This is a genomic window from Acinetobacter sp. R933-2, from assembly GCF_030325485.1.
Lineage (GTDB): Bacteria > Pseudomonadota > Gammaproteobacteria > Pseudomonadales > Moraxellaceae > Acinetobacter > Acinetobacter sichuanensis.
Map to the genome: position 1 here is coordinate 43,890 of NZ_JACAIJ010000017.1, position 20,029 is coordinate 63,918.

The 20,029-nt window shown below is 37.5% G+C and carries 15 protein-coding genes, 4 pseudogenes and 1 other annotated feature; of the genes and pseudogenes, 11 read left to right on the forward strand and 8 right to left on the reverse strand.

What is annotated here, in order from left to right; genetic code table 11:
- Positions 1 to 60: 60 nt before the first annotated feature.
- Positions 61 to 1,500: a MocR-like pyridoxine biosynthesis transcription factor PdxR gene (gene pdxR / locus HX005_RS16525; RefSeq protein WP_286378193.1), complete on the reverse strand. Its 1,440-nt coding sequence runs from the start codon at positions 1,498 to 1,500 to the stop codon at positions 61 to 63.
- Between the two features lie 105 nt (positions 1,501 to 1,605).
- Between pdxR and HX005_RS16530 the strand changes: the two genes are divergently transcribed.
- The 3 genes and pseudogenes from HX005_RS16530 (at position 1,606) to HX005_RS16540 (ending at position 3,812) form a co-directional block, all read left to right on the forward strand.
- The gene (locus HX005_RS16530) at positions 1,606 to 2,388 is read left to right on the forward strand and encodes an aldolase (protein ID WP_004910147.1); all 783 of its coding nucleotides are present in this window, start codon (positions 1,606 to 1,608) and stop codon (positions 2,386 to 2,388) included.
- Between the two features lie 5 nt (positions 2,389 to 2,393).
- Positions 2,394 to 3,278, forward strand: coding sequence for a dihydrodipicolinate synthase family protein (locus HX005_RS16535; RefSeq protein ID WP_286378194.1), 885 nt, complete (start codon positions 2,394 to 2,396; stop codon positions 3,276 to 3,278).
- 82 nt (positions 3,279 to 3,360) lie between these two features.
- A pseudogene (locus HX005_RS16540) lies at positions 3,361 to 3,812 on the forward strand (hypothetical protein).
- A 5-nt stretch (positions 3,813 to 3,817) separates the two neighbouring features.
- Here the strand turns inward: HX005_RS16540 and HX005_RS16545 are convergent.
- Positions 3,818 to 4,144: pseudogene (locus HX005_RS16545) on the reverse strand (FMN-binding negative transcriptional regulator); the annotation flags it as partial.
- Between the two features lie 54 nt (positions 4,145 to 4,198).
- Here HX005_RS16545 and HX005_RS16550 point away from each other — a divergent pair.
- From HX005_RS16550 to HX005_RS19645, 4 genes and pseudogenes are all read left to right on the forward strand, one after another.
- Positions 4,199 to 5,418, forward strand: a protein-coding gene (locus HX005_RS16550) for an IS3 family transposase (RefSeq protein ID WP_286378195.1) whose coding sequence is annotated in 2 segments (ribosomal slippage) — positions 4,199 to 4,475 and positions 4,475 to 5,418 — 1,221 coding nt in all. Because the reading frame shifts where the segments join, the coding sequence is not laid out codon by codon here.
- Positions 4,474 to 4,590, forward strand: a sequence feature (AL1L pseudoknot). (Overlaps the previous gene by 117 nt.)
- 42 nt (positions 5,419 to 5,460) lie before the next feature.
- A pseudogene (locus tag HX005_RS16555) lies at positions 5,461 to 6,753 on the forward strand (GMC family oxidoreductase); the annotation flags it as partial.
- 50 nt (positions 6,754 to 6,803) lie between these two features.
- Positions 6,804 to 8,291: an aldehyde dehydrogenase family protein gene (locus HX005_RS16560; protein ID WP_286378196.1), complete on the forward strand. Its 1,488-nt coding sequence runs from the start codon at positions 6,804 to 6,806 to the stop codon at positions 8,289 to 8,291.
- A gap of 87 nt (positions 8,292 to 8,378) precedes the next feature.
- Positions 8,379 to 8,564 (forward strand): transposase, encoded by a 186-nt coding sequence (locus HX005_RS19645; RefSeq protein WP_353622001.1) that lies wholly within the window; start codon positions 8,379 to 8,381, stop codon positions 8,562 to 8,564.
- Between the two features lie 114 nt (positions 8,565 to 8,678).
- Here HX005_RS19645 and HX005_RS16565 read toward each other — a convergent pair whose 3' ends face one another.
- Both HX005_RS16565 and HX005_RS19700 read right to left on the reverse strand, forming a co-directional pair.
- Entirely contained in the window at positions 8,679 to 9,410 is a 732-nt protein-coding gene (locus HX005_RS16565; RefSeq protein ID WP_286378197.1) for a Fic family protein, read from the reverse strand.
- A 443-nt stretch (positions 9,411 to 9,853) separates the two neighbouring features.
- Positions 9,854 to 10,062 (reverse strand): annotated as a pseudogene (locus tag HX005_RS19700) (Arm DNA-binding domain-containing protein); the annotation flags it as partial.
- Positions 10,063 to 10,454: 392 nt separating this feature from the next.
- Here HX005_RS19700 and HX005_RS16575 point away from each other — a divergent pair.
- Together HX005_RS16575 and HX005_RS16580 are read left to right on the forward strand one after the other, a co-directional pair.
- Positions 10,455 to 11,654 carry a tyrosine-type recombinase/integrase gene (locus HX005_RS16575; RefSeq protein WP_286378198.1) on the forward strand — a complete coding sequence of 400 codons (1,200 nt, stop codon included), beginning with the start codon at positions 10,455 to 10,457 and terminating at the stop codon, positions 11,652 to 11,654.
- A 481-nt stretch (positions 11,655 to 12,135) separates the two neighbouring features.
- Positions 12,136 to 12,384, forward strand: a complete 249-nt coding sequence (locus HX005_RS16580) for an AlpA family phage regulatory protein (protein WP_071851805.1) — start codon at positions 12,136 to 12,138, stop codon at positions 12,382 to 12,384.
- Between the two features lie 184 nt (positions 12,385 to 12,568).
- Here the strand turns inward: HX005_RS16580 and HX005_RS16585 are convergent, their stop codons facing one another.
- The gene (locus HX005_RS16585; RefSeq protein WP_086044662.1) at positions 12,569 to 12,895 is read right to left on the reverse strand and encodes a helix-turn-helix domain-containing protein; all 327 of its coding nucleotides are present in this window, start codon (positions 12,893 to 12,895) and stop codon (positions 12,569 to 12,571) included.
- Between the two features lie 147 nt (positions 12,896 to 13,042).
- On the opposite strand from HX005_RS16585, the gene HX005_RS16590 reads away from it, so the two are divergent.
- Entirely contained in the window at positions 13,043 to 13,366 is a 324-nt protein-coding gene (locus HX005_RS16590) for a hypothetical protein (RefSeq protein ID WP_114837261.1), read from the forward strand.
- Here HX005_RS16590 and HX005_RS16595 read toward each other — a convergent pair.
- From HX005_RS16595 to HX005_RS16605, 3 genes are read right to left on the reverse strand one after another with little or no spacing between them, the layout of a single operon-like run.
- Complete coding sequence (locus HX005_RS16595; RefSeq protein ID WP_286378199.1) at positions 13,361 to 16,420, reverse strand: tyrosine-type recombinase/integrase; 3,060 nt, start codon at positions 16,418 to 16,420, stop codon at positions 13,361 to 13,363. The two genes, HX005_RS16590 and HX005_RS16595, sit on opposite strands and share 6 nt — an antisense overlap.
- A complete protein-coding gene (locus HX005_RS16600; RefSeq protein ID WP_286378200.1) occupies positions 16,413 to 18,590 on the reverse strand; it encodes a hypothetical protein in 2,178 nt (725 codons plus the stop codon). The genes HX005_RS16595 and HX005_RS16600 overlap by 8 nt, the downstream gene beginning before the upstream one ends.
- Positions 18,580 to 19,221, reverse strand: a complete 642-nt coding sequence (locus tag HX005_RS16605) for a hypothetical protein (protein WP_086044666.1) — start codon at positions 19,219 to 19,221, stop codon at positions 18,580 to 18,582. The genes HX005_RS16600 and HX005_RS16605 overlap by 11 nt, the downstream gene beginning before the upstream one ends.
- 454 nt (positions 19,222 to 19,675) lie before the next feature.
- On the opposite strand from HX005_RS16605, the gene HX005_RS16610 reads away from it, so the two are divergent.
- On the forward strand, positions 19,676 to 20,029 hold the full coding sequence (locus tag HX005_RS16610) for a helix-turn-helix domain-containing protein (protein WP_286378201.1): 354 nt from the start codon (positions 19,676 to 19,678) through the stop codon (positions 20,027 to 20,029).

A 20,029-nucleotide genomic window follows, 5' to 3' on the forward strand; every position in this document is an offset into this window, starting at 1 on the left:
TTCAAGCTCAATTTATCATCAAATACATACCAACATACCTTATCTACAAAAAATCACCATCTATTCCTCTAAAAGAACCTGATACAGTAACTGAACAATATTTGTTATTTCCACTTCACTCACAGCGGCAAAGCCAAAGCGGATATAGAAACTATTTGATACATCTTGCAACAATGAACCAAATTCATACTCAGAATCAATATGTAGCTGTTTAAGAGCTTTTGCAAACTCTAAGCGATAAGGCAGCTTAAATTTCACCCATAATGCCATTCCGCCAGCAGGTGTTGAGATTTCCACGAAATCTTTAAATACTTTCTGAAAAGTCATCACCGCAAAATCACGACGGCTTTGATAGATCTTTCGCATCTTTCGAGTATGTCGTTTGATTTCGCCTTGCTGCATTAGTTCAGCAATTGCTAGTTCAGTAATCGCATTACCCTGTTTATCAATCAATAAGATATCCTGTTTCATAGCCTGAATAATATCCAGATCCGCCACGACATAACCCACTCTTAAACTTGGGGCAAAAACCTTAGATAGTGAACCAATATGAATGACTTTATCAGCAGATGGCAAACTGATTAAGGGTGGAATAGGACGGCTGTCATAATGAAATTCATGGTCATAGTCATCTTCAACAATATAGAAATCAAAAGTTTTGGACAGTTCCAGAAGTTTTAACCGCCTATCCATCGACATGGAAACAGTAGTTGGATATTGGTGATGTGGCGTGGTATACACTGCTGCAACTGCATAATTTTCCAATATTTCGACTAGGTGGTCAGTGTCTAGGCCATGTTGGTCTAATCGAACCTGAATAATTTGAAAATGATTGGATAAAAACGTTTCTACTGCTGGCGGATAAGACCATTGTTCCACCACAATGACCTGACGTTGTGGTTGTTGTTTGGCAAGCACACGAGCCGCAAGAAATATCCCCATTTGGCTACCACGAACCACACAGATATGTTGTAGAGTCGTTTGAATGAATCGTTCCATTGACAGCATATTCAATAAGGCTTGACGTAATTCAAGACACCCTTGTGGATCACCATAACCCATAATTTGTTGTCGGGTCACATTAATCAAGGCATGACGATAGGCACGAGAAAACAGCTCGTAAGGAATTAGTCTGGTATCAGGAATACCATCATTTTTAATGCCTTCTTGTGGGGGCGATAAATTAGTAGAAGCGTGATCGGATGTCATTAGAACAGGTATTGATTCAAGTTTGAGATTAGGCAAATGTTCAGATACAAATGTACCTTGTCTAGATTTTGAAATGAGCCAACCTTGTGCTTCTAAATCTTCATATACCGATTGTACTGTTTTACGGTTAATTCCCAATTCTTCAGATAATGTCCGAGAACCTGGCAAACGTGTACCCTGAACTAATCGTCCCGATAAAATTTCCTGAATAATCTGATTCGCCAATTTTAAAAAAATGGTTTTTTCTTCACGCTCTTCAAGATGTAATCGAATTTTCCACGGCTGTTGCATATTTTACTGGACCATGTAAGTTTTAAAAACTGGATATTTTAAATCACCCACAGATTTCTTATTCTGCCCGTGTCGCAATGACAAATCAACCGAATAGGAGATCTTATGGAAACCGCACTACTTGATAAGCAGCAGTTGATGCAAAATGCCCAACAGAGTATGCAACGGCTTTTTAAAGATGAAGGCTATACCGATAAACAAAAACTTGCTTTAACTTGCCGTATCTTATTCGATCATGGTCATGATGCTGGGCTTGCTGGGCAAATCACCAGTCGCACCGAAAAAGGCAATACCTTTATTACCCAGCGTTTCGGTTTAGGCTTTGATGAAATTACCGCAGCAAATCTGTTAGAAGTTGACCAAGACCTCAAGCCATTAAATGGCGAAGGCATGGCAAATCCAGCCAATCGTTTTCACACATGGATTTATAAAGAGCATCCTGAAGTGAATTGTATTATTCACACCCACCCAACGCATGTGGCTGCATTATCCATGCTTCGTGTGCCATTAATAGTCTCACATATGGATACTTGTGCTTTGTATGAAGATTGCTCTTTTGTAGAAGACTGGCCAGGTGTACCTGTTGGAAATGAGGAAGGAATTTTCATTTCAGCGGCTCTAGGTAAAAACCGTGCTGTTTTACTTTCTCATCATGGACAACTTGTCACGGGAAAAACGATTGAAGAAGCCTGTAATCTGGCAATCCTGATTGAACGTGCAGCACGTTTACAGCTTTTGGCAATGGCAGCAGGACAAATTCAACAAATTCCACATGAACTTGCCAAAGAAGCCCATGACTGGGTTTCAACAGATAAACGTAATAAGGTCAATTTTGCCTATTACGCTCGTAAGGCTTTAAAAAATCATTTAGATTGCATTGAGGGATAATCACCATGAAATTAGAAGGCATCATTGCTTACCCAATAACTCCCTTTAAAGCTGAGAGTCAGGAAATCGATTTCGATGCCCTGACCATTACCCTAAATGCTCTACTGGAACATCAATGTGATGCGATTGCACCTTTAGGTAGTGCTGGTGAAAGTGCTTATCTGTCTTGGCAGGAATGGCAACAGGTTGCCGAAAAAAGTATTGAAGTGGTCAATCATCGTGTACCTGTAATTTTAGGGATTTCCGAACTCACCACCACAATGGCAATTCAGAAAGCAGAAAAGGCTGAAGAATTGGGTGCAGATGTGATCATGGTCATGCCAATTTCGTATTGGAAACTGACAGATCAAGAAATTTATGATTATTATCAGCAAATTGCAGCAGCCACCAAACTGCCAATTATGATTTATAACAATCCTGCCACCAGTGGCGTAGATATGTCACCAGAATTAATTGCCAAGATGTTTCAAGAAATTGAGAATATTTGTATGGTCAAAGATAGTACAGGTGATATTCAACGTATGCATAAATTCCATGAACTTACAGAAGGTAGACTACCATTTTATAATGGCTGTAATCCGTTGGCATTAGAGGCATTTTGTGCAGGTGCAAGTGGTTGGTGTACAGTTGCCCCAAATCTGTTAGGTAAATTGCCAAATCAGTTGTATTGGGCAGCAAAAACTGGTGATCTTGCCCAAGCTCAAAGGCTATTTTACAAACAACTCCCATTGTTACGCTTTATTGTTCAGGGCGGTTTACCAAAAACGGTAAAAGCAGGTTTAAATGAATTGGGCTTTAATGTGGGTGATCCAAGAAAGCCGTTACAGAAGGCCAATCCATCTGAAGTGAACCAATTGAAGTCATTAATGAAACTGGCAATGGCAACTTAAATTGAGACAATATATTGCTACCTAGTCAAGATTTTTCCTTGTCTAGGTAGTAGTGATTCAAATTCATTTTGCAGGGAATGAAATGTATACTTTAACTGTTGCAACACAGTGGGCGATTGTATTTAGTGGTATTTTTCTATGGATTGGCATGCTTACAGGTGTCTGGAAATATTATCAGATTAGACATACTGAACGTGCAAGAGCACATTATTATGTCTTGCCCATCGTAGTAGTTTACTGTATGTAGCCGCAAGCTTAATCTTGGCAACACTCAGCCATTTTACCGTGTTATCCAATCCTGTAGCCTTACTTTGTGTACTAGCGAATTTGTTCTTTTTTACCTTTGCCATTTTATCTTATATTCTGCATGGGCTGCTCCAAGATACTACCAATCAGTTTAAACAGCCTCACCAACTTGGATACTGGACACTTCCTAGCTGGTGCATGACCTTTATGATGGTGGCATTGATCATAGCGGAATTAAGTACAACAACTATTCTTCTACTAGGGACAATCTTCAAATTTTTAACCTAAAATGATTAACCTTGACCTCTATCCAACCTTAACATACTCTCCGCAACTCCATGTTCACCTCTAGCCTGTAACTCTTTAACAACTGAATTGAAGTCTCTCGAGTCTCGGTTCTGGCTCAATTTAGACTTAGCGATAATTCGGGAAATTGTTATTTCAAAAACAATAATCCCTGCTAGTTCTTCCATAAGATAGTCTATTGGAGCATCTGACATTTTCCAACCTGATGCACCATTTGCCTTTTGCTCACTTTGCTTGGTTAACATGCCAACAGCCGCCAGTTTGGTCTTATTACTGGTAAAAAAATTGATCTTACCGTAGATATGGATTGCCTGATAATGAACCGTACCGGGTTTGTCGGAGAGTCAATATTCTGAGAGACTATCCCGATGACAAAATTAAAATATACCCCTGAAATCAGAGAAAGAGCGGTTCAATTATTGATTGAATCTGAAAAAGATTATCCTTCTACTTGGGCTGCAATCACAGCAATTGCGCCTAAGATTGGTTGTACTCCTGAAACACTTCGTGCCTGGCATCAAAAGCATTTAGATCAGCAAAATCCTATTAAAGTACAACAGATATCTGATCAAGAAAAAATGAAGCAAATGGAACGTGAAATTAAAGAATTAAAGCGTGCCAATGAAATTCTACGTAAAGCAGCCGCTTTTTTCGCCCAGGCGGAGCTCGACCGCCCACACAAATAATGGTGGATTTTATCCATAATAATAAAGAGCTGTACGGAGTCGAGGCGATTTGTAGAATTTTACCGATCGCACCTTCAACCTATTACCGGACTCTAGATCTCTGCGAAAATCCAGAACATCGAGCAAAGCGAGATTTACATGACTTGCATCATGCTGAGGAGATTAAACGAATTTGGAAGGAAAGTTCAGGTCGGTATGGTGTACGTAAAGTCTGGCAAAAACTGAAACGTGAAGGCTATATTATTGCACGCTGTACTGTTGCTCGATTAATGAAAAAGCTAGGTATACAAGGTGTTTGGCGAGGTAAGAATAAACAAACCACCCGTAGCCGAGATGACCAAAAACGAGCACCTGACTTGGTGAAACGGAATTTTAGAGCTGATCAGCCTAATCACTTGTGGGTTGCTGACTTTACCTATATTCAAACAAATTCAGGCTGGGTCTATACCGCCTTTATTATTGATGTGTTCTCACGAGCAATTGTTGGATGGAAAGTATCTACACGGATGAATACAGATATGGTACTCGATGCACTTGAGCAAGCATTGCATGATCGAGGCATGCCAAAGAATGTGATTCATGATTCCGATAGAGGTGTTCAATATCTTTCTATTCGCTATACCAATCGTTTAGAAGCTGCAAATTTACGAGCATCAGTCGGTACAACTGGTGATTCATACGATAATGCTCTGGCTGAAACGGTGAATGGCTTATACAAAACAGAGGTGATTGAATATCTAAAAGCAGATTGGCAAGGTTTAGCAGATGTACAACTTGCGACACTAAACTGGGTAGATTGGTTCAATAAAAAGCGTGTACACAGTGCACTGGGTTATGTATCGCCTTTTGAGTTTGAAGCAATGTACTATGATAAGATTAACCCGTTAGGTCAGGTGGCCTAACTTAAATAAAAAAGTCTCCGACAAACCCGGTACGGTTCAGTATCTGAATGGGGCTGTGATGCTTGGGATTATCAACAGGTTTTACCTTATTTTAAAAAATCTGAAGCCAATGAAGCTTTAGGTGATCAATACCATGGGCAAGCAGGCATCTTACCTGTCAGTGAGAGCCGTTTCCGTCACCCACTGACCTTAGCATGTATTCGTGCAGATCAAGAAATGGGCATGAAGTATATCAACGACATCAATGGCCATGATCAAGAAGGTGTGGGTTTTTATCAAACCACGACTAAAAATGGTGAACGTGCAAGTACGTCCAAAACCTTCCTAAAATCAGTCATCAACCGACCTGAATTAACCCTACTCACACAAGCGCTCGTGCATAAAATTGAAAGACAAAATGGCACAGCGACCGCGGTGCAGTTTAGCCAGGAAGGTAAAGATGTACAAACCGTAAAAGTGCGTAAAGAAGTGATTGTTTCTGCCGGTGCGATTGGTAGCCCTAAAGTATTGCTTTTATCAGGCATTGGTCCTAAGCAACATCTGGATGAAGTCGGTATTGAATGTATTCAGGAACTCCCTGTAGGTGAGAATTTCCATGATCATTTACATATGTCTGTGAATGCAACAATTACGACTGGAAACAGTATTTTGGGTGAAGATAAAGGCCTTAAAGCGATTAAACATGGCTTGCAATGGCACTTTACCCGCAGTGGTTTGCTCACTAGCAATATTTTAGAAGGTGCTGGCTTTATTGATACCTCTAATTTTGGTCGCCCCGATGTTCAATTCCACTTCTTACCGGTACTGGATAACTTTGACAATACACCAGGCGAGAAAGCCGCTGCGGCCGAACATGGTTTAACCATCAAAGTGGGACATCTTCAACCGAAAGCACGAGGTACAGTACGCTTGAGTAGTGCCAATCCAAGTGAATTTCCAGTTATTGACCCTAATTATTTAGGGCATGAAGATGATATCTCAGCCAATATTCGTGCAGTACAAGCAGGTCTTCGTTTACTACAACAACCCGCATTAAAAAATATTGTTAAAGACGTCATTGAGCCAGCCAATATCGATCTAGATGACAGTAAAGCGATTGATCAATGGATGCGTCAAAACATTAAAACTGTTTATCACCCTGTGGGCAGTTGCAAGATGGGGAATGACCCGAAAGATGCTGTAGTCAATCAGGAATTGAAAGTGCACGGTTTCAATAATTTACGTGTGGTGGATTGTTCTATTTGTCCGCAAGTTCCAAGCGGCAATACGAATGCGGTGGCAATTATGATTGGTGAACGTGGGGCTGACTTTATTTTAAATGCTGTAAGACATTAATTTTAAAAGTATTGAGTTAACTCTAAATCAAATTTAAGAAGATTGAAAATATGAGCCAAGTAGAAATTTTAAATGAAGTTACAGCGTTTCTGAAACGTCAACACGGACATTTTATTGCAGGGAAAAGCTATCTTGATGAACAAGAAGCACGTATCGACATTCTTAATCCTGCTACAGAAGAATGTATTGCTACAGTTGCAGATGCATCAGAAACAAGTGTGTCTTTAGCAGCGCAAAGTGCACATGAAAGCTTTAAAAATGTCTGGTCTAAAATTACGCCTTATGAACGCAGTTTAAAACTGAATAAATTAGCAGATTTGGTTGAAGCAAATGCTGATGAATTGGCACAACTCGAAACTCTGAGTTCAGGCAAACTCATTATCATCGCACGCCACTTGGAAGTTGCGCAAACAGCCGTGTTTTTACGCCATTTCGCCAGTTGTGCAACCAAAATCGAGGGCAAAACGATTCAGCCTTCACTGCCATCTATGCAGGGTGAACAATATACGGCTTTTACCGTGCGTCAACCTGTTGGTGTGGTTGCAGGGATTGTGCCATGGAATTTTAGCCTGATGATTGGCGCATGGAAAATAGGTTCAGCTTTATCCACGGGTTGTACTATTGTGGTGAAACCAAGTGAATTTACATCGCTATCTTTGTTGCGTTTAGCAGAACTCGCTATTGAAGCCGGTATCCCTGAAGGTGTGATTAACGTGGTAACGGGCTTGGGTAAAACAGGTCAGTATTTAATTGATTCACCTTTCATTAAAAAGGTTTCATTTACCGGTTCTGTGCCTACAGGTATTCGTATTGGTCAACAAGCTATGCAAAATGACCTGAAACGCGTCAGCTTGGAGCTAGGTGGGAAAAATGCAGCGGCATTACTTTCAGATGTCAATATTGATGAAATTTTGCCTGTACTTATTCAGTCTACTTTTGTCCATCAAGGACAAGTATGTGCAGCACCTGAGCGCATTTTTGTTCATCAATCTAAATATGAAGAGTTTGTTACAAAAGCATCAGCAGTGTTAGAAAGTATGCCAATGGGTTCACCATTAGATGCATCTAATATTTTCGGCCCACTTTCAAATAAAATACACTACGATAAAGTACAACATTATTTGAATTTGGCACGTGAAAAAGGTCAGATTCTTAGCGGTGGTGAACATATTGAAGGCACTGGATATTTTGTCAAACCTGCATTGATTAAAGTCGATGATGTTAATGATACTCTGTTCATTGAAGAAACATTTGGACCTGTGATTTCAGTGATATCTTTTGATGATGAAGATGACTTACTGACGATGATGAATGACTCAAGATTTGGCTTGGCTGCCAGTGTATGGTCAAATGATATGAGTAAAGTGTTCCGTTTAATCCCAAAAATAGAAGCGTGTAGTGTTTGGGTTAATATGCATACTTTCCTTGATCCAGCTGTGCCTTTTGGCGGAATGAAAGCTTCAGGGATCGGCCGTGAATTTTCAGATGCCTATATAGATGATTACACAGAATTGAAATCTGTAATGATGCGATTCTAAACAAGAATATTTCTGATATTTCCTTTTCAAAAATTGAAAGACAATATTTAAAGGGGCTGTAGTAGATTATCACAAAGCTAATCTACTATAGCCTCACTTCAGGAATTGGTACGCTGTGCAGGCCATTACATTGTGTGGCTTCCTAAATATAGCCCGGACTTAAATCCAATAGAAAAAATGTGGTCACGAGTAAAGTCGATAAGAAATAAATTTCGAATCAAAGATATTGATGAATTATTCAAAAAGTATTGTGATATTTTATTTGGTATTTAGCTATAGAAGCAGTGACTGGTTAATTAATTTTGAATAGTCACCCATATTTAGACACTTTTTGCTGAATATAAATATTTGTTTAAATCTAAGTGCTTGATACTTTGTACAAGCTAATTATATCCCTAAAACAACCTGATATGGTTTAAATCCTTCTAGTACAGCTTCAGAAACCAATTTAATAAAGGCTTCAGTTTTGCCATAAGCCATCCATTGATCTAATGCTTCATAGTAGGCTAAGCGATTTTCGACTGTAATAACGCAAGGAGGATATCCAGCTTTAAGTAACTCAAGGTTCATCAAGAGACGTGATGTACGTCCATTGCCATCAATAAATGGATGAATGCCAACAAAATCTGCATGCACTTTAGCTGCACGTTCAATAGGGTGTAGCTTATATGCCTCCGAATTGTACCAATCAATGAGCTGAGCCATCTTGTCATTCAATAATGTATAGTCAGGTGGGGTAGTCGTAGCACCTGAAATCAATACGTTTTGTTGGCGATAACGTCCTGCATTGTCATCATCAATATTTTTTAGAATGAGCTGGTGGATATTTCGAATCTGCCATTCAGAAAAAGGTTCTTCTTTTCGAATAATGTCTTCAACGTAGTAGATAGCATTTCTATGGTTGATTGCCTCGAAATGTTCTCGTAATGCTTTGCCACCAACTGTTATACCTTCCAAAACAACTTTTGTTTCTAGCAATGTCAGAGTATTGCCTTCAATTGCATTTGAATGGTATGTCCAGCGAATAATAAGATCTTCTTGTAGATTTTTTACAATTGCAGGGGAAAGAGGGCGATGCTGATCTAATTTTGTTTTTAAAGCATCAATATTTTCAAACATAACCTTGTTCCTAAAGTTTTTACTATTGAATGATACATGAAAAAAAGAAATATAAAAAAGTAATGATATAACATTTCATTTTCATTTTGTATCAAATTTACATGTGTTAAACTCAGTACCCAAGTTCAAATCCTAAAGCGGCTTTGAACAAAATTAGTTTTAGGATTCAATGCACTAAATCTAATTTGGGTAAAAAGTGGGTGCAAATTTTTTCCAATATTAAAATTTATATTTAAAATTATTGGTTTAGCTTTTGAGTTCAATCGACGCCATCTCTAACACAGCTTAAGATCCAATCCTCATATTCTTGTAGTGTTTCTCGGAGTATATCCATAGGTCGTACGATGTAGTGCCTTTCAACTAATGCACTTGGTTTATGACCTGATATTTGTGCTAATGATCCTTCATTGATTTGAGCCCAAATAGCTAACGTTTTATATGACCTTACGAGCATCGTCTAGTTTCCATATATCAACATCACCGATTTTGATACGACGGTTTTGAAGACCAATACGACCTTGGAAAATGTAGCTTTTATTATTTTTAGGTGTAACTTTGACACCAAATCCAGGTGTTCTCTCATCCCAAAAAAAGTTGGTTTAGTCTTATCTGAGCAATCAATTTTATCAATGGTAGGTTTTGTTAATTTCATTCTAGTAAGCAGTTGGTAAGCAAATAGTACGAAAAATCAATATATATTAAGCAACAAAAAGAGTGAATAATAAACTTTATATAAATTATAAGTGTATGATAATATATGTTTTATTTTTATATCTTGTTGGTATTTTGGTTGTGCATAAACGGACTCATAATCCGTTGGTCGACAGTTCAAGTCTGTCTGGGCCCACCAAATTCATGTGTTTATATAGTAAAATACATACTTAAACCCTTAATTCTAAAAGAGTTAAGGGTTTTTTTAATGTCTTAAGAATACTCAGGTGTACTCGTATAAAAACACCCTATTTGTATCCTGGCTTGTATCCTGTATAAAAAATAGAACTCAGGATACAGGAGCCTAGTTTAATCTAGGAAAATCAAAATTTTATGGCTAAATCTAAATTACTCACAGATACCCAATATGCAGTGTTAAAAGCACAAGAATCTGAGTACAGAGTTTCCGATATTTCAGGTCTGTATTTAAAAGTTGGTGTAACAGGTAAAAAGTCATGGCAGTTAAGATTTAAGAGTACAGTTGGTAAGTGGACATGGCTTGGGTTAGGAAGTTACCCCGTAATCTCAGTCAAAGAAGCACGATCATTGGCGATTAAATATCAAAATGGTGAAATTATTTTAAAAACTAAAAATGAGAAGTTATTGGAGGCGAAACAACAAGAGAATATGTTGTTTGGTAATTTACTGATTAAATGGATGAATACGAAAAAAGGTGTATGGACTGATAAAACTTTTAAGAAAGAATATCAGTCTATAGAAAGGCATATATTGCCAGTATTTGGTCAACGTCTATCTAAAGAAATTTCTGCGTCTGAGTGGAAAGAATTTTTCAGAAAAAAACAATTAAATGAAGGGATATTTAATCGTCTTGAAAAATTAATTTCGTATTGTCGTAATGCGTATGATTATGCAATTGATGATAATTTAATCAGCTACAACCCTCTTGCAAGAGTACGAAAAGGCCTAGCAAATCATACTGCAGGTTCAATGAAACATGTCGTAATGGATGAACTTCCAGACCTTGTTAATGCAATCCGTAATTATCGCTCTGAAACTACTAGTATTGGACTCGAATTGCTAGTAGTGCTATTTCCTAGGCCTGGTGAGTTAAGAGCCGCACGTTGGGATCAATTTGATTTTGAAACAAGCGTATGGCTTAGACCTGCAGATATTATGAAAAGGAGAATAGCTCATGCGATACCGTTACCGAAGCAAGCAATTAAATTATTGCTTCGATTAAAAGAGATTTCAGGGGATGGTAATGAATATTTGTTTCCATCAAGAAGTAATTCAAATGAAAAATTTATATCTGACGTGACCTTCAATTCAGCATTGAAACGAATGGGGTATGCGGGGAAGCAAGATCCTCATGGATTTCGCCACATTGCGAGTACCTATTTGAATGATGTTTTTAGCGACAAAGAGCAAGTGATTGAATCAGCATTGTCTCATCAAAAGTCAGGTGTGAAGGGTGCCTATGATAAAGGTGCTCACTTAAGGGAAAGGGTGGATATTATGCAATTTTGGGCTGACCACTTGGATTCGATCTGCGGCGAAAGAATATTTGATTAGCGTGTTCTTGTTATAATTTTAGAAGCCGAAACGTTATTTTCGGCTTTTTTTTTTGCCAAATAGGACGGTTGAAGATGTCATTTTTCTAATGTGTGTATATTAATTGGTTTTGATAGGTGTAATAACTTTATGAAACCTTTACTAAATCCCCATAGGAACATAAATCCAACTTTAATCAAACTTCGTGAAGAAAATGTATGGCGTTGTTCAAGCAAGTAGTTTAGTATGTGAAATTTTAGAAATTAATCGTCAGCAACTCATCAAACTTCTAAATGCCTTTCCTAATTTTCCAAAACCCATGAGAGATCGAGAGACTCGACAAGCAGTGATGTACTTTGATGTTGATGAGATTTTTCAGTGGTGCATAAATGAATTTCATTCTGATTTTTGAGCAAAATTGAACGAATCGAGACGGTTGGAAAAATATTTTTTTTAGTTTGCTATGATTTTTTCTTTTTTTGAAAAAATACTTATGTTGGAAATGAATATACCACAATCAACTGTAATTCAAGCAAGTGAACCGTTCGCTTTAAAGTTTAATGATGTAGCCAAAAAATTAGGATTATCGAGGACGGGACTAAACTTTTTGATCGCAAAGAATCCCGATTTTCCAAGACCTTTTAAGCTGTCAGATGGTGAAAAAGCGCATAACTACTTTGATTATATGGAGGTGTTCAATTGGTATGAAATACAGAAAAATAATAGATCTTCTGTTAGTAATAAAAAATAAAGTGGTTTATATAGGAACGTTTAGATAATGGAGCAAGGTTAGAGAGGTGATTTTATAAAACCAAGATTTAAATTTACTTTAAATAAAGTACTTCACGAGGAAAAAGCTATTTTGATCCTTAAAAAAACCACGTTAGGTGGTTTTTTAATTTTCTAGTCTTCAGATTCTATATGCAGGGTCGACTCTAGTTATGATCTAAAGAAACAATAAATTTCTCAATCATTCTTCGCTCAACCTCAGGTAATTTTTGCAAAGTGCTCATAATAGGATCAACACCTAATGCACTCATCTCTTCACTCCGTCCTAAAATGTAATCGGCTGATATATTAAGTACGACAATGAGCTTATAAAAATTTTCTAAAGAAGGTTTACGTGAGCCCGACTCAAAATGCGCAATAGAGGTTACGGGTATTCCCGTTTTTTCAGCGAGTTCTTGCTGTGTCAGCTTTCGTATCTTTCTAACTTCTTTCAATCGAATCTTAAATTCATTCGAGTCTAATTCAAGTGTCATTATTACCGCCAAATAGACAATAAAAACTTGACGTTTTAGTCATGTTTTTATATAAATATAGACATAGTTTAGATGCTTACTTGTGAAACGAGAAGCAACTAAATCATTACTTGATAAAAATCTAAATCAATTGAAGGCCAAACGCTCATGATGAATTATTCTTCGAGTCGAATTTTGACATCGATGCATCCTAGTATTCGCCATCTCAATATTCGCAATGTAGCTAAAATTGTAGCCTCAAAAATTATTTGTAATACGCAATTACAGTTGCAATATAATCCTGATTTTTGTAGGCAACTGGGCGTATCAACTTATCTCAACACGCACATAGGATTAGCTTATTTCATTGATGATCGCTATTTTGACCATTATGGTTTACAACCAGAAAACTTAATAAATTTTTCAGATGTCTATGCTCAATTGTTGCATGACTTTTATGAGTTTTCAGGTTATCAGCCAGATCAGCTATGATCTAGGTTGCGACGGCGTACACAGGATCAGTAAAACCAACATGCAATAGCGTAAGACGGTTAGTGCCTTTCCATTGTTTTGGGATACTAGCTCAAACTTAAAAGAATTATTTAGACTGCTGTTCATGCTGCAAGATAGAAATTTAAACTGCAGTCGTTCCATGAGCTTTTCCTCAGAGATTTCAGAAGATATAGCAATCTGCCAATATTTTTCTGGAAATAAAGAATAAATTCCTGTCAAAAATCGATTTGCTAGCCTTATATCAGCACTATTAAAGATTAATCCAGCATGTGAAATGTTGGCTTTCATTTCAAAAATATGTAGTGCATTTAAGATGTTTGCATCATCACTTTTCAATTTATTAAGCCGTTTAAAAAAATACTCTAAGACTATTTTTTCTTCCTTGGTTTCAATATGTGGAAGTATGCGTTGTGATTTATCAGCATCAATAATGAAGCGAGGTCGGTTCTTGCGATTTTTGAGTTGTTTGAGCTTAAGTATATTTTGTTGCCACATCATGAGTGTCTTAATTGGAAAGTCATACTTTTGAGACAGAAGCTCAGGTGTATAAGATTGATCTAATGCTTTGAGTATTTTTATGATCAGTGCAGACGGATATTCTGATCGAGCAGTACCATAGATGCAATCATCAGTAGGTTTTTGCTGAATTTCTTTTTTATTGATTGGCATACTTGATTGTTTATCTATGCCTAATGGTATTACATGAGTCGCTTGAAGCATTTGAGTGTCAAAACTGCTGAGGTGGATCTCTTGAGCATGTTTCAACGGCGTTATTAAAGTTGGACAGATTTTTTGAATAATTTGGGTGGAAAGCATCAGATCAAATTGACGTAATTGAAAACCTGCCATCACATAGCTGAGATCGATATAGCTTCGGAAGGTCTCGTTTGGTTCAATATGACCGAGCAGGTGCGCAATTAAATACCAGCTGTCTTGTGGTGCTTTAGAGCGTAATAGATGACTTCTGATGAGGTTGTAATGATCGTTTGAATAGTCCGTGAATGCAACTACAAACTCGTAGTCCATAGTCAAAATTATAGCGAGGTTATTCGCTGCAGTATGCCGTAAAGAATGAAAAGAATAACGATGACCAGGCAATATTGCATCTAGGATGCGTTGAAAAGGAAGTGTCACCATATTAGGTTTAAGGCGTTCAGTACTGTTCCACATCGTGAACAAGTATTGACTGGGCCTATAAGCACGGCGCCGTACTTGACAGTAATGTTGAAATTTAAGATGCTCCTCTTGAGTTAGTAGAATTTGAACGTTGAGATTGCGTTCAGCACTATCTGTTTTAAGTAAATGTTGTTGATGCTTTGCACGATATGGACGTATCCAAATTGAACTGGCTTGAATACCTTCAACATCCTTGATTCGCATGCCGAGTATTTCATTAATCCGCATGCCCGTACGAAACGCTATCGTATATACGATACTGAGCATTTCTAAATCATGGGCTGTATAGCTTGGGCTTTTATAGTATTCAAGTCGCGCAAGCATCTGTTGGAATATTTTTGCAGAGATGATTTCGGCTTTCGGTGAGCTTAAATGAAACCTTTCATTCTGCATTGGGAACACATCAGCATCAAATATGACACGCTGAAAGTGATGAAAACGTTTTAAGAGATCAAATTTTTGTGATTTAGATTTACCGACGCCGTTTAACATACGCTTGTAGATCACTTCTAGGTGATCATTGAGATTGCATTCTTCTATAAAATCGGTGCTATGTAATAACCATGACTCGGCAAGTTTGGTGTAATAACTATAGATTGAAGAATGACGAATCTTCTGCTGATGATTGATATAGAGTAAGTACTTGTTTTGATCGAGCTGATAAAGCTCTGTGATTTGCTTAATATCTTCTGTAGTCGGACGAAATAAGCTAAATAGCCAAAACCCAAGCCGTTTCGCATTTTCTGGAAGATAGGCATGTTGGCTGTGCAGCAGGTTACATAGATCCGAGGTAGTCTTATGCCTATTTTTAAAGAACGTCAAAATTTGTTTATGCAAAGCAGTAAGTGCCTCAAGAGGATCTTCAGTGTGTAATTTTTCCTCTTTTACTCTGTTGTTGATATTTTGGGGCTGTGGTTCTTCAGTTTGATCGGAGTGGTCAAGTATTAGCTGAGGTGAGAGATAGCGTTTAAAAGCACTTGGACTTAAGCCACAGCTTTCTATTTCTTCAGTTAAACACTGTGCAAGCGCAGGGCTTAATTTGACCTTGTCTAGTTGCATAAATGAATGACTGGAGGTTTGTAAAAGCTGATTAAATTTCTTCTGGTTAAAAGAAAGCTCTAAGGCATTAAAAACGTAACGGATATAAGTGTAACAATCGTGTTGGATATCTATTAATTGTGTCTTAAATCGAGTAATCCAGAGCTGTGTTAGCCGGTCTGGTACAAAATTTCGAGATTTCCTTAAGGTTTGTTTAGGATCATATAAATCACCATATTGCGGCGATTGAGGTTCTAAGAATAGAAGCGGAAGTTGTAAGGTCTGAAGATGGTAGATTGCTTCATCAGATTTGAGATGTTCAAGTAAAGCATTCAAGCTTGAATGATGTGAAAGTCCGCCGTACAGGATTGCACTTATAAGAAGATTGCCAACAATTTCATCATCCGAAAAATATTCTACAGTATGCCAATAACGCCAGAGTCGCTCTTTTAAATATGTGAGATATTTCGAATTCTCTAACCAAGATTCATTAAAGAGTAAAGAGGCTCGTTGAATAGAAGCGAGGTGCTGCGTAGGCAGTGGTAAGTCTGCATCATTGGTGCGATTGTATTGAATGATGTGTTTGCGGAAGTGCTGATAAAAGCTCTTTTTTAAAGAAAAGCTTACTTTTTGTTGCTCTAAGTGCTGAATCACTTGGTTATAGAGATCTGGGAAATTTTGTGATTGTTGTGCCTGTTGTAATTTTTCTTGGGAGAGAAACTCCTCAATAATCAATTGAATATGTAAGCGCTCTTTCATTTGTTTTTTATTTCTATCTTTAGCACGGCGCTCATGTGCATAATGTTTTTGTTTAAGCATGTTCATACATCCCATCAATTTGGTAAGCGTGCTGCATATCGTTGAGGCAGTTGGCGAGTTCTTTATATTGTTGAAGCGAAAGACTTGAGAATTTTTGCCCCATTTCTTGTTGGTTTTGCTCATGCCCAAACAAAGCCAGAATGAAGTTTTCATCTGCTTTTTCGGTGAGATATGCACGAGCTGTGTGCCTAAGCCAATTGGCATGATCAAGTTGCATAATACGAGTGAAACTGTTGACTAAATGAGGGCTGAGGGCTTGCCATTGACCATGTTGATAGACACTGAGAAGGGGTCTTTTACTGCTTAAAATTTCTTGAATATACGGTTGATGCTCTGGGTGTAGTTGTTTAAATTCATTTAAGTAGGTAATGAATAAGCGGATTTCCTTCACAACAAAATCACATAATGGGATTAAACGCCCATCATCCGTTCTTGAGTGAATTTCTTTATCAGAAATCCAAAGCCACTGTTGTTTTAAATCGAAATTTTTTAAGAAACCCGGGAACTCGCTGACAGGTCGAGCAGCACTGAACAATAATAAAATATGCCACAGCCAGACATTGTAATGATTGAACATCTCAAGCATTTGCCCATGGTGTTTAGCTTGAATAATCTGATGTTGTAAATATGCAAATATCGCCGTCACTGTTGCAGGTTTCGGCGCTTTACAGCTACCAAATCTTTCTCGATCATCATCAATGACATGGATTTCTTTTGCTAAATCATTTGATAGTTGTTGTACTGTACCCTGATAGCTTTGCTGCAAACGGTAGATTGGATACGAACAATATGAAATAGAAACTGATCGATTTGCATCGATGCCTGTAAGAATGTCGGCTAGTTGTTCATTTTGAGTGTAATGGTAAATACAGTGATGTAATAAAACACTTATTTTTTTAGTTGATAACGACGGAATGAAGAGTTCTTCACGGCATTTTTTTAATGCATGTGCGACCTGTTCTTGCTTCACTGTTGGCGGTTGTCTTAAACCCTCTACCAGCTCTTTTACTAAAGGCAAATCGAAATGGGTCACCTGATTAAGCAATTGGTCTTTGTATTCAAAAGCAGAGTCCTCAAACAGTGTGAATTTGGAACGTAGAAAATATTGATCGTTTTCAAAAATGACCTTCTGTCGTTTATTGAGTGCATAGCGTTGTCTGGATTGTAGATATAGCCATTGCTCAATAGGAACACCACTCAAGAAACTGAGTAAGATAAAAAGATATGCTTTGTTTTTTTCTGGATGATTTAAATAGAGTTGATGACAATGTTGTACAAGTAAGCTCAGGCTATTGAAGTCTGGATAATGCTTGCTACACATAAAATCATGCTGCTGTCTAATAATGTGTTGTTGTGTGAGCTGGCTAATTTTATGTTGTAAAAAACTAGATTGGCTTGTTAATGGCGATACCTGTGCTGTATTGATGGAGTATTGCTGATTTGGCTGTTCATCCTGTAATTTCTCGTAATATAGAGCAGGATCTTCCTTTTGTAGTATGTCTTGTGGGCAGCATAAAATTGCGCCGTACTCATCTAGATAATGTGGTTCATCTATGTGTTTGGGCGGTGCTGAATAATTTTTTTTAGGTTTCAGTGCCAACACATAATCATAAAAACGCCGTAGATCTAGAATGAGTAAGTATTGAAAGCGATTGAGCTGAGGGTTGGCCTCTAAAAGGCGTAAATATTCAACGAAGTCAGCTAGTGATATTTCATCCTTAGGAAGTTGCAGCCATAGCCATAAATATTTTTGTTGAGACTTACTGAGCTGTGTTTCTTGCTGCGATGCAGCATAAGCTTCATTCGCTAATCTAAATCGGTCAAGTATTTTAATAATTGTGGTCTGATGATCTTTTTTAGCTGCATTTGGAATAGATTTAAGAATGCAGGCAGCATGTAAATTATGGACTGACCATCGCTGTATAACAGAATGCTGGGAGTGCTGTTGTACTGAATAAATATAAGCACAAATAGGATGTGCTGAAACAGAAGGTGGAGCAGGTAGAAACAGTGATTGGTGATTCTGCTCTATCTCATTATCGAGCTTTAATAACTGCTTCAGTTCAGGAATATCAACTGTGCGATTTAGGTATTGCTCAAGTACTTCAGCATAATGATCGTGTATGAACTCTTGCTCTAAAAGGCGCTGAATTAATTGCTTAGCCTGCATGTTGCGCTCTCCAAAAAAGGTTTGGGCTCGGTTCAGAATGTTTGAGTGCTTCGCATTTTTCAGTGAGTTGCTGGATTTTTTCGGTGTAACTAGAATGGATTTTTTTTTGTTGATGCAAGAGCTGATTACGACTACAGCCGATAATTTTTGCGAGCAAATCAAGCGATAACTCACAGCGTGGTTTATCATGATAAAGAGCGTTTAAATCGTAAATTGCTTTTTTTGAAAGTGAAGCATTGAATGTATGTAGTACGCTATTTGGATTAATGCGTTTAATATCAATTTTAAGCTCAGTGATTAATTTGAATAAGCGTGTACTGAGTTGATATTTGAGCAGAGGTAGGTCGATGTCAGTTTGCACAATATAGCGTGCATTGATGGATAGACTTTGTGTTTTGGAAGTATATAGAAGCAGAAAGTTATCCAAGACTAAGAACTCATTCTCTGAAATTGTTGTGGAATAAAGTAATTTGATATCTGGCTGATAAATTGAAGGCAATTTTGCTGCCTTTAAGATTTGTGCATAGCAATTGTAAATTTTACTTAAAGGTGGGTATGGGGTAAGGGTAACCTGATGTGAGTCAAACTTAGCTTTAGCGTATTTCTTCTGATTTGAGTGTTTAGATGCCATGTTCATGCTCCTTATTTTAGTAATGTAAATAAAGACATGGCTAAAAAATTAATTTCAAAAAAAAGATCAAGAAAATGGTTATAAATGTGGATGGTTTTTGATGAATTTGAATTTTTTTTAAAACTAGGCTAAGGGTTACTTAGATAGATTTTTTTATTTAAGTTATTGATTCTTTGTTTTTGAATGTGGCTGGTTTAACTGTGTTTTGTATTTTTCTTATTTTATTTATACGGAAGAACAGCCAAGATTGCGTCCACCGGAAACTGATGATAGGACGTTTATTATGTTCAATTTTAGCTAGGGGTAAATGCTCATTTAGTTAGGCATAGATATTAACAAAGAACTGGCAACTAACATGAGAGCTGTGCCATATTTGGATCTAAAGATTTTGGTGTTTGACCTGATTTTTATATGACGGTGGGCACAACACATAGCTAGATGAGGATAATGAATAATGAATTATTCCGAAAATGATAGTCCGATATATATTGCGTCAGTAATAGGTGAGCGCCTAAAACGCATCCGATTGAATCAAGATATGACACAAGCGGAGATTGCTAGTAAAGCTTGGGTTAGTCGAAGAGCTGTCCTCCAAGCGGAAAAAGGTGATGTTCGACTAGCCGAGCTGATCGCTATTTTAGGTGCGCTCAATATGTTGGGTAATCTAGATCAATTGATACCTGAAGTATCATTTTCACCGATACAGTTGCTTAAGCTCAAAGGTAAAGTTCGCAAAAAAGCCTCAGGTAATAATAAGCGAACTCAAAAACTGGTAATACAGACTGCAAAGCCAGAATTAGATTGGTGA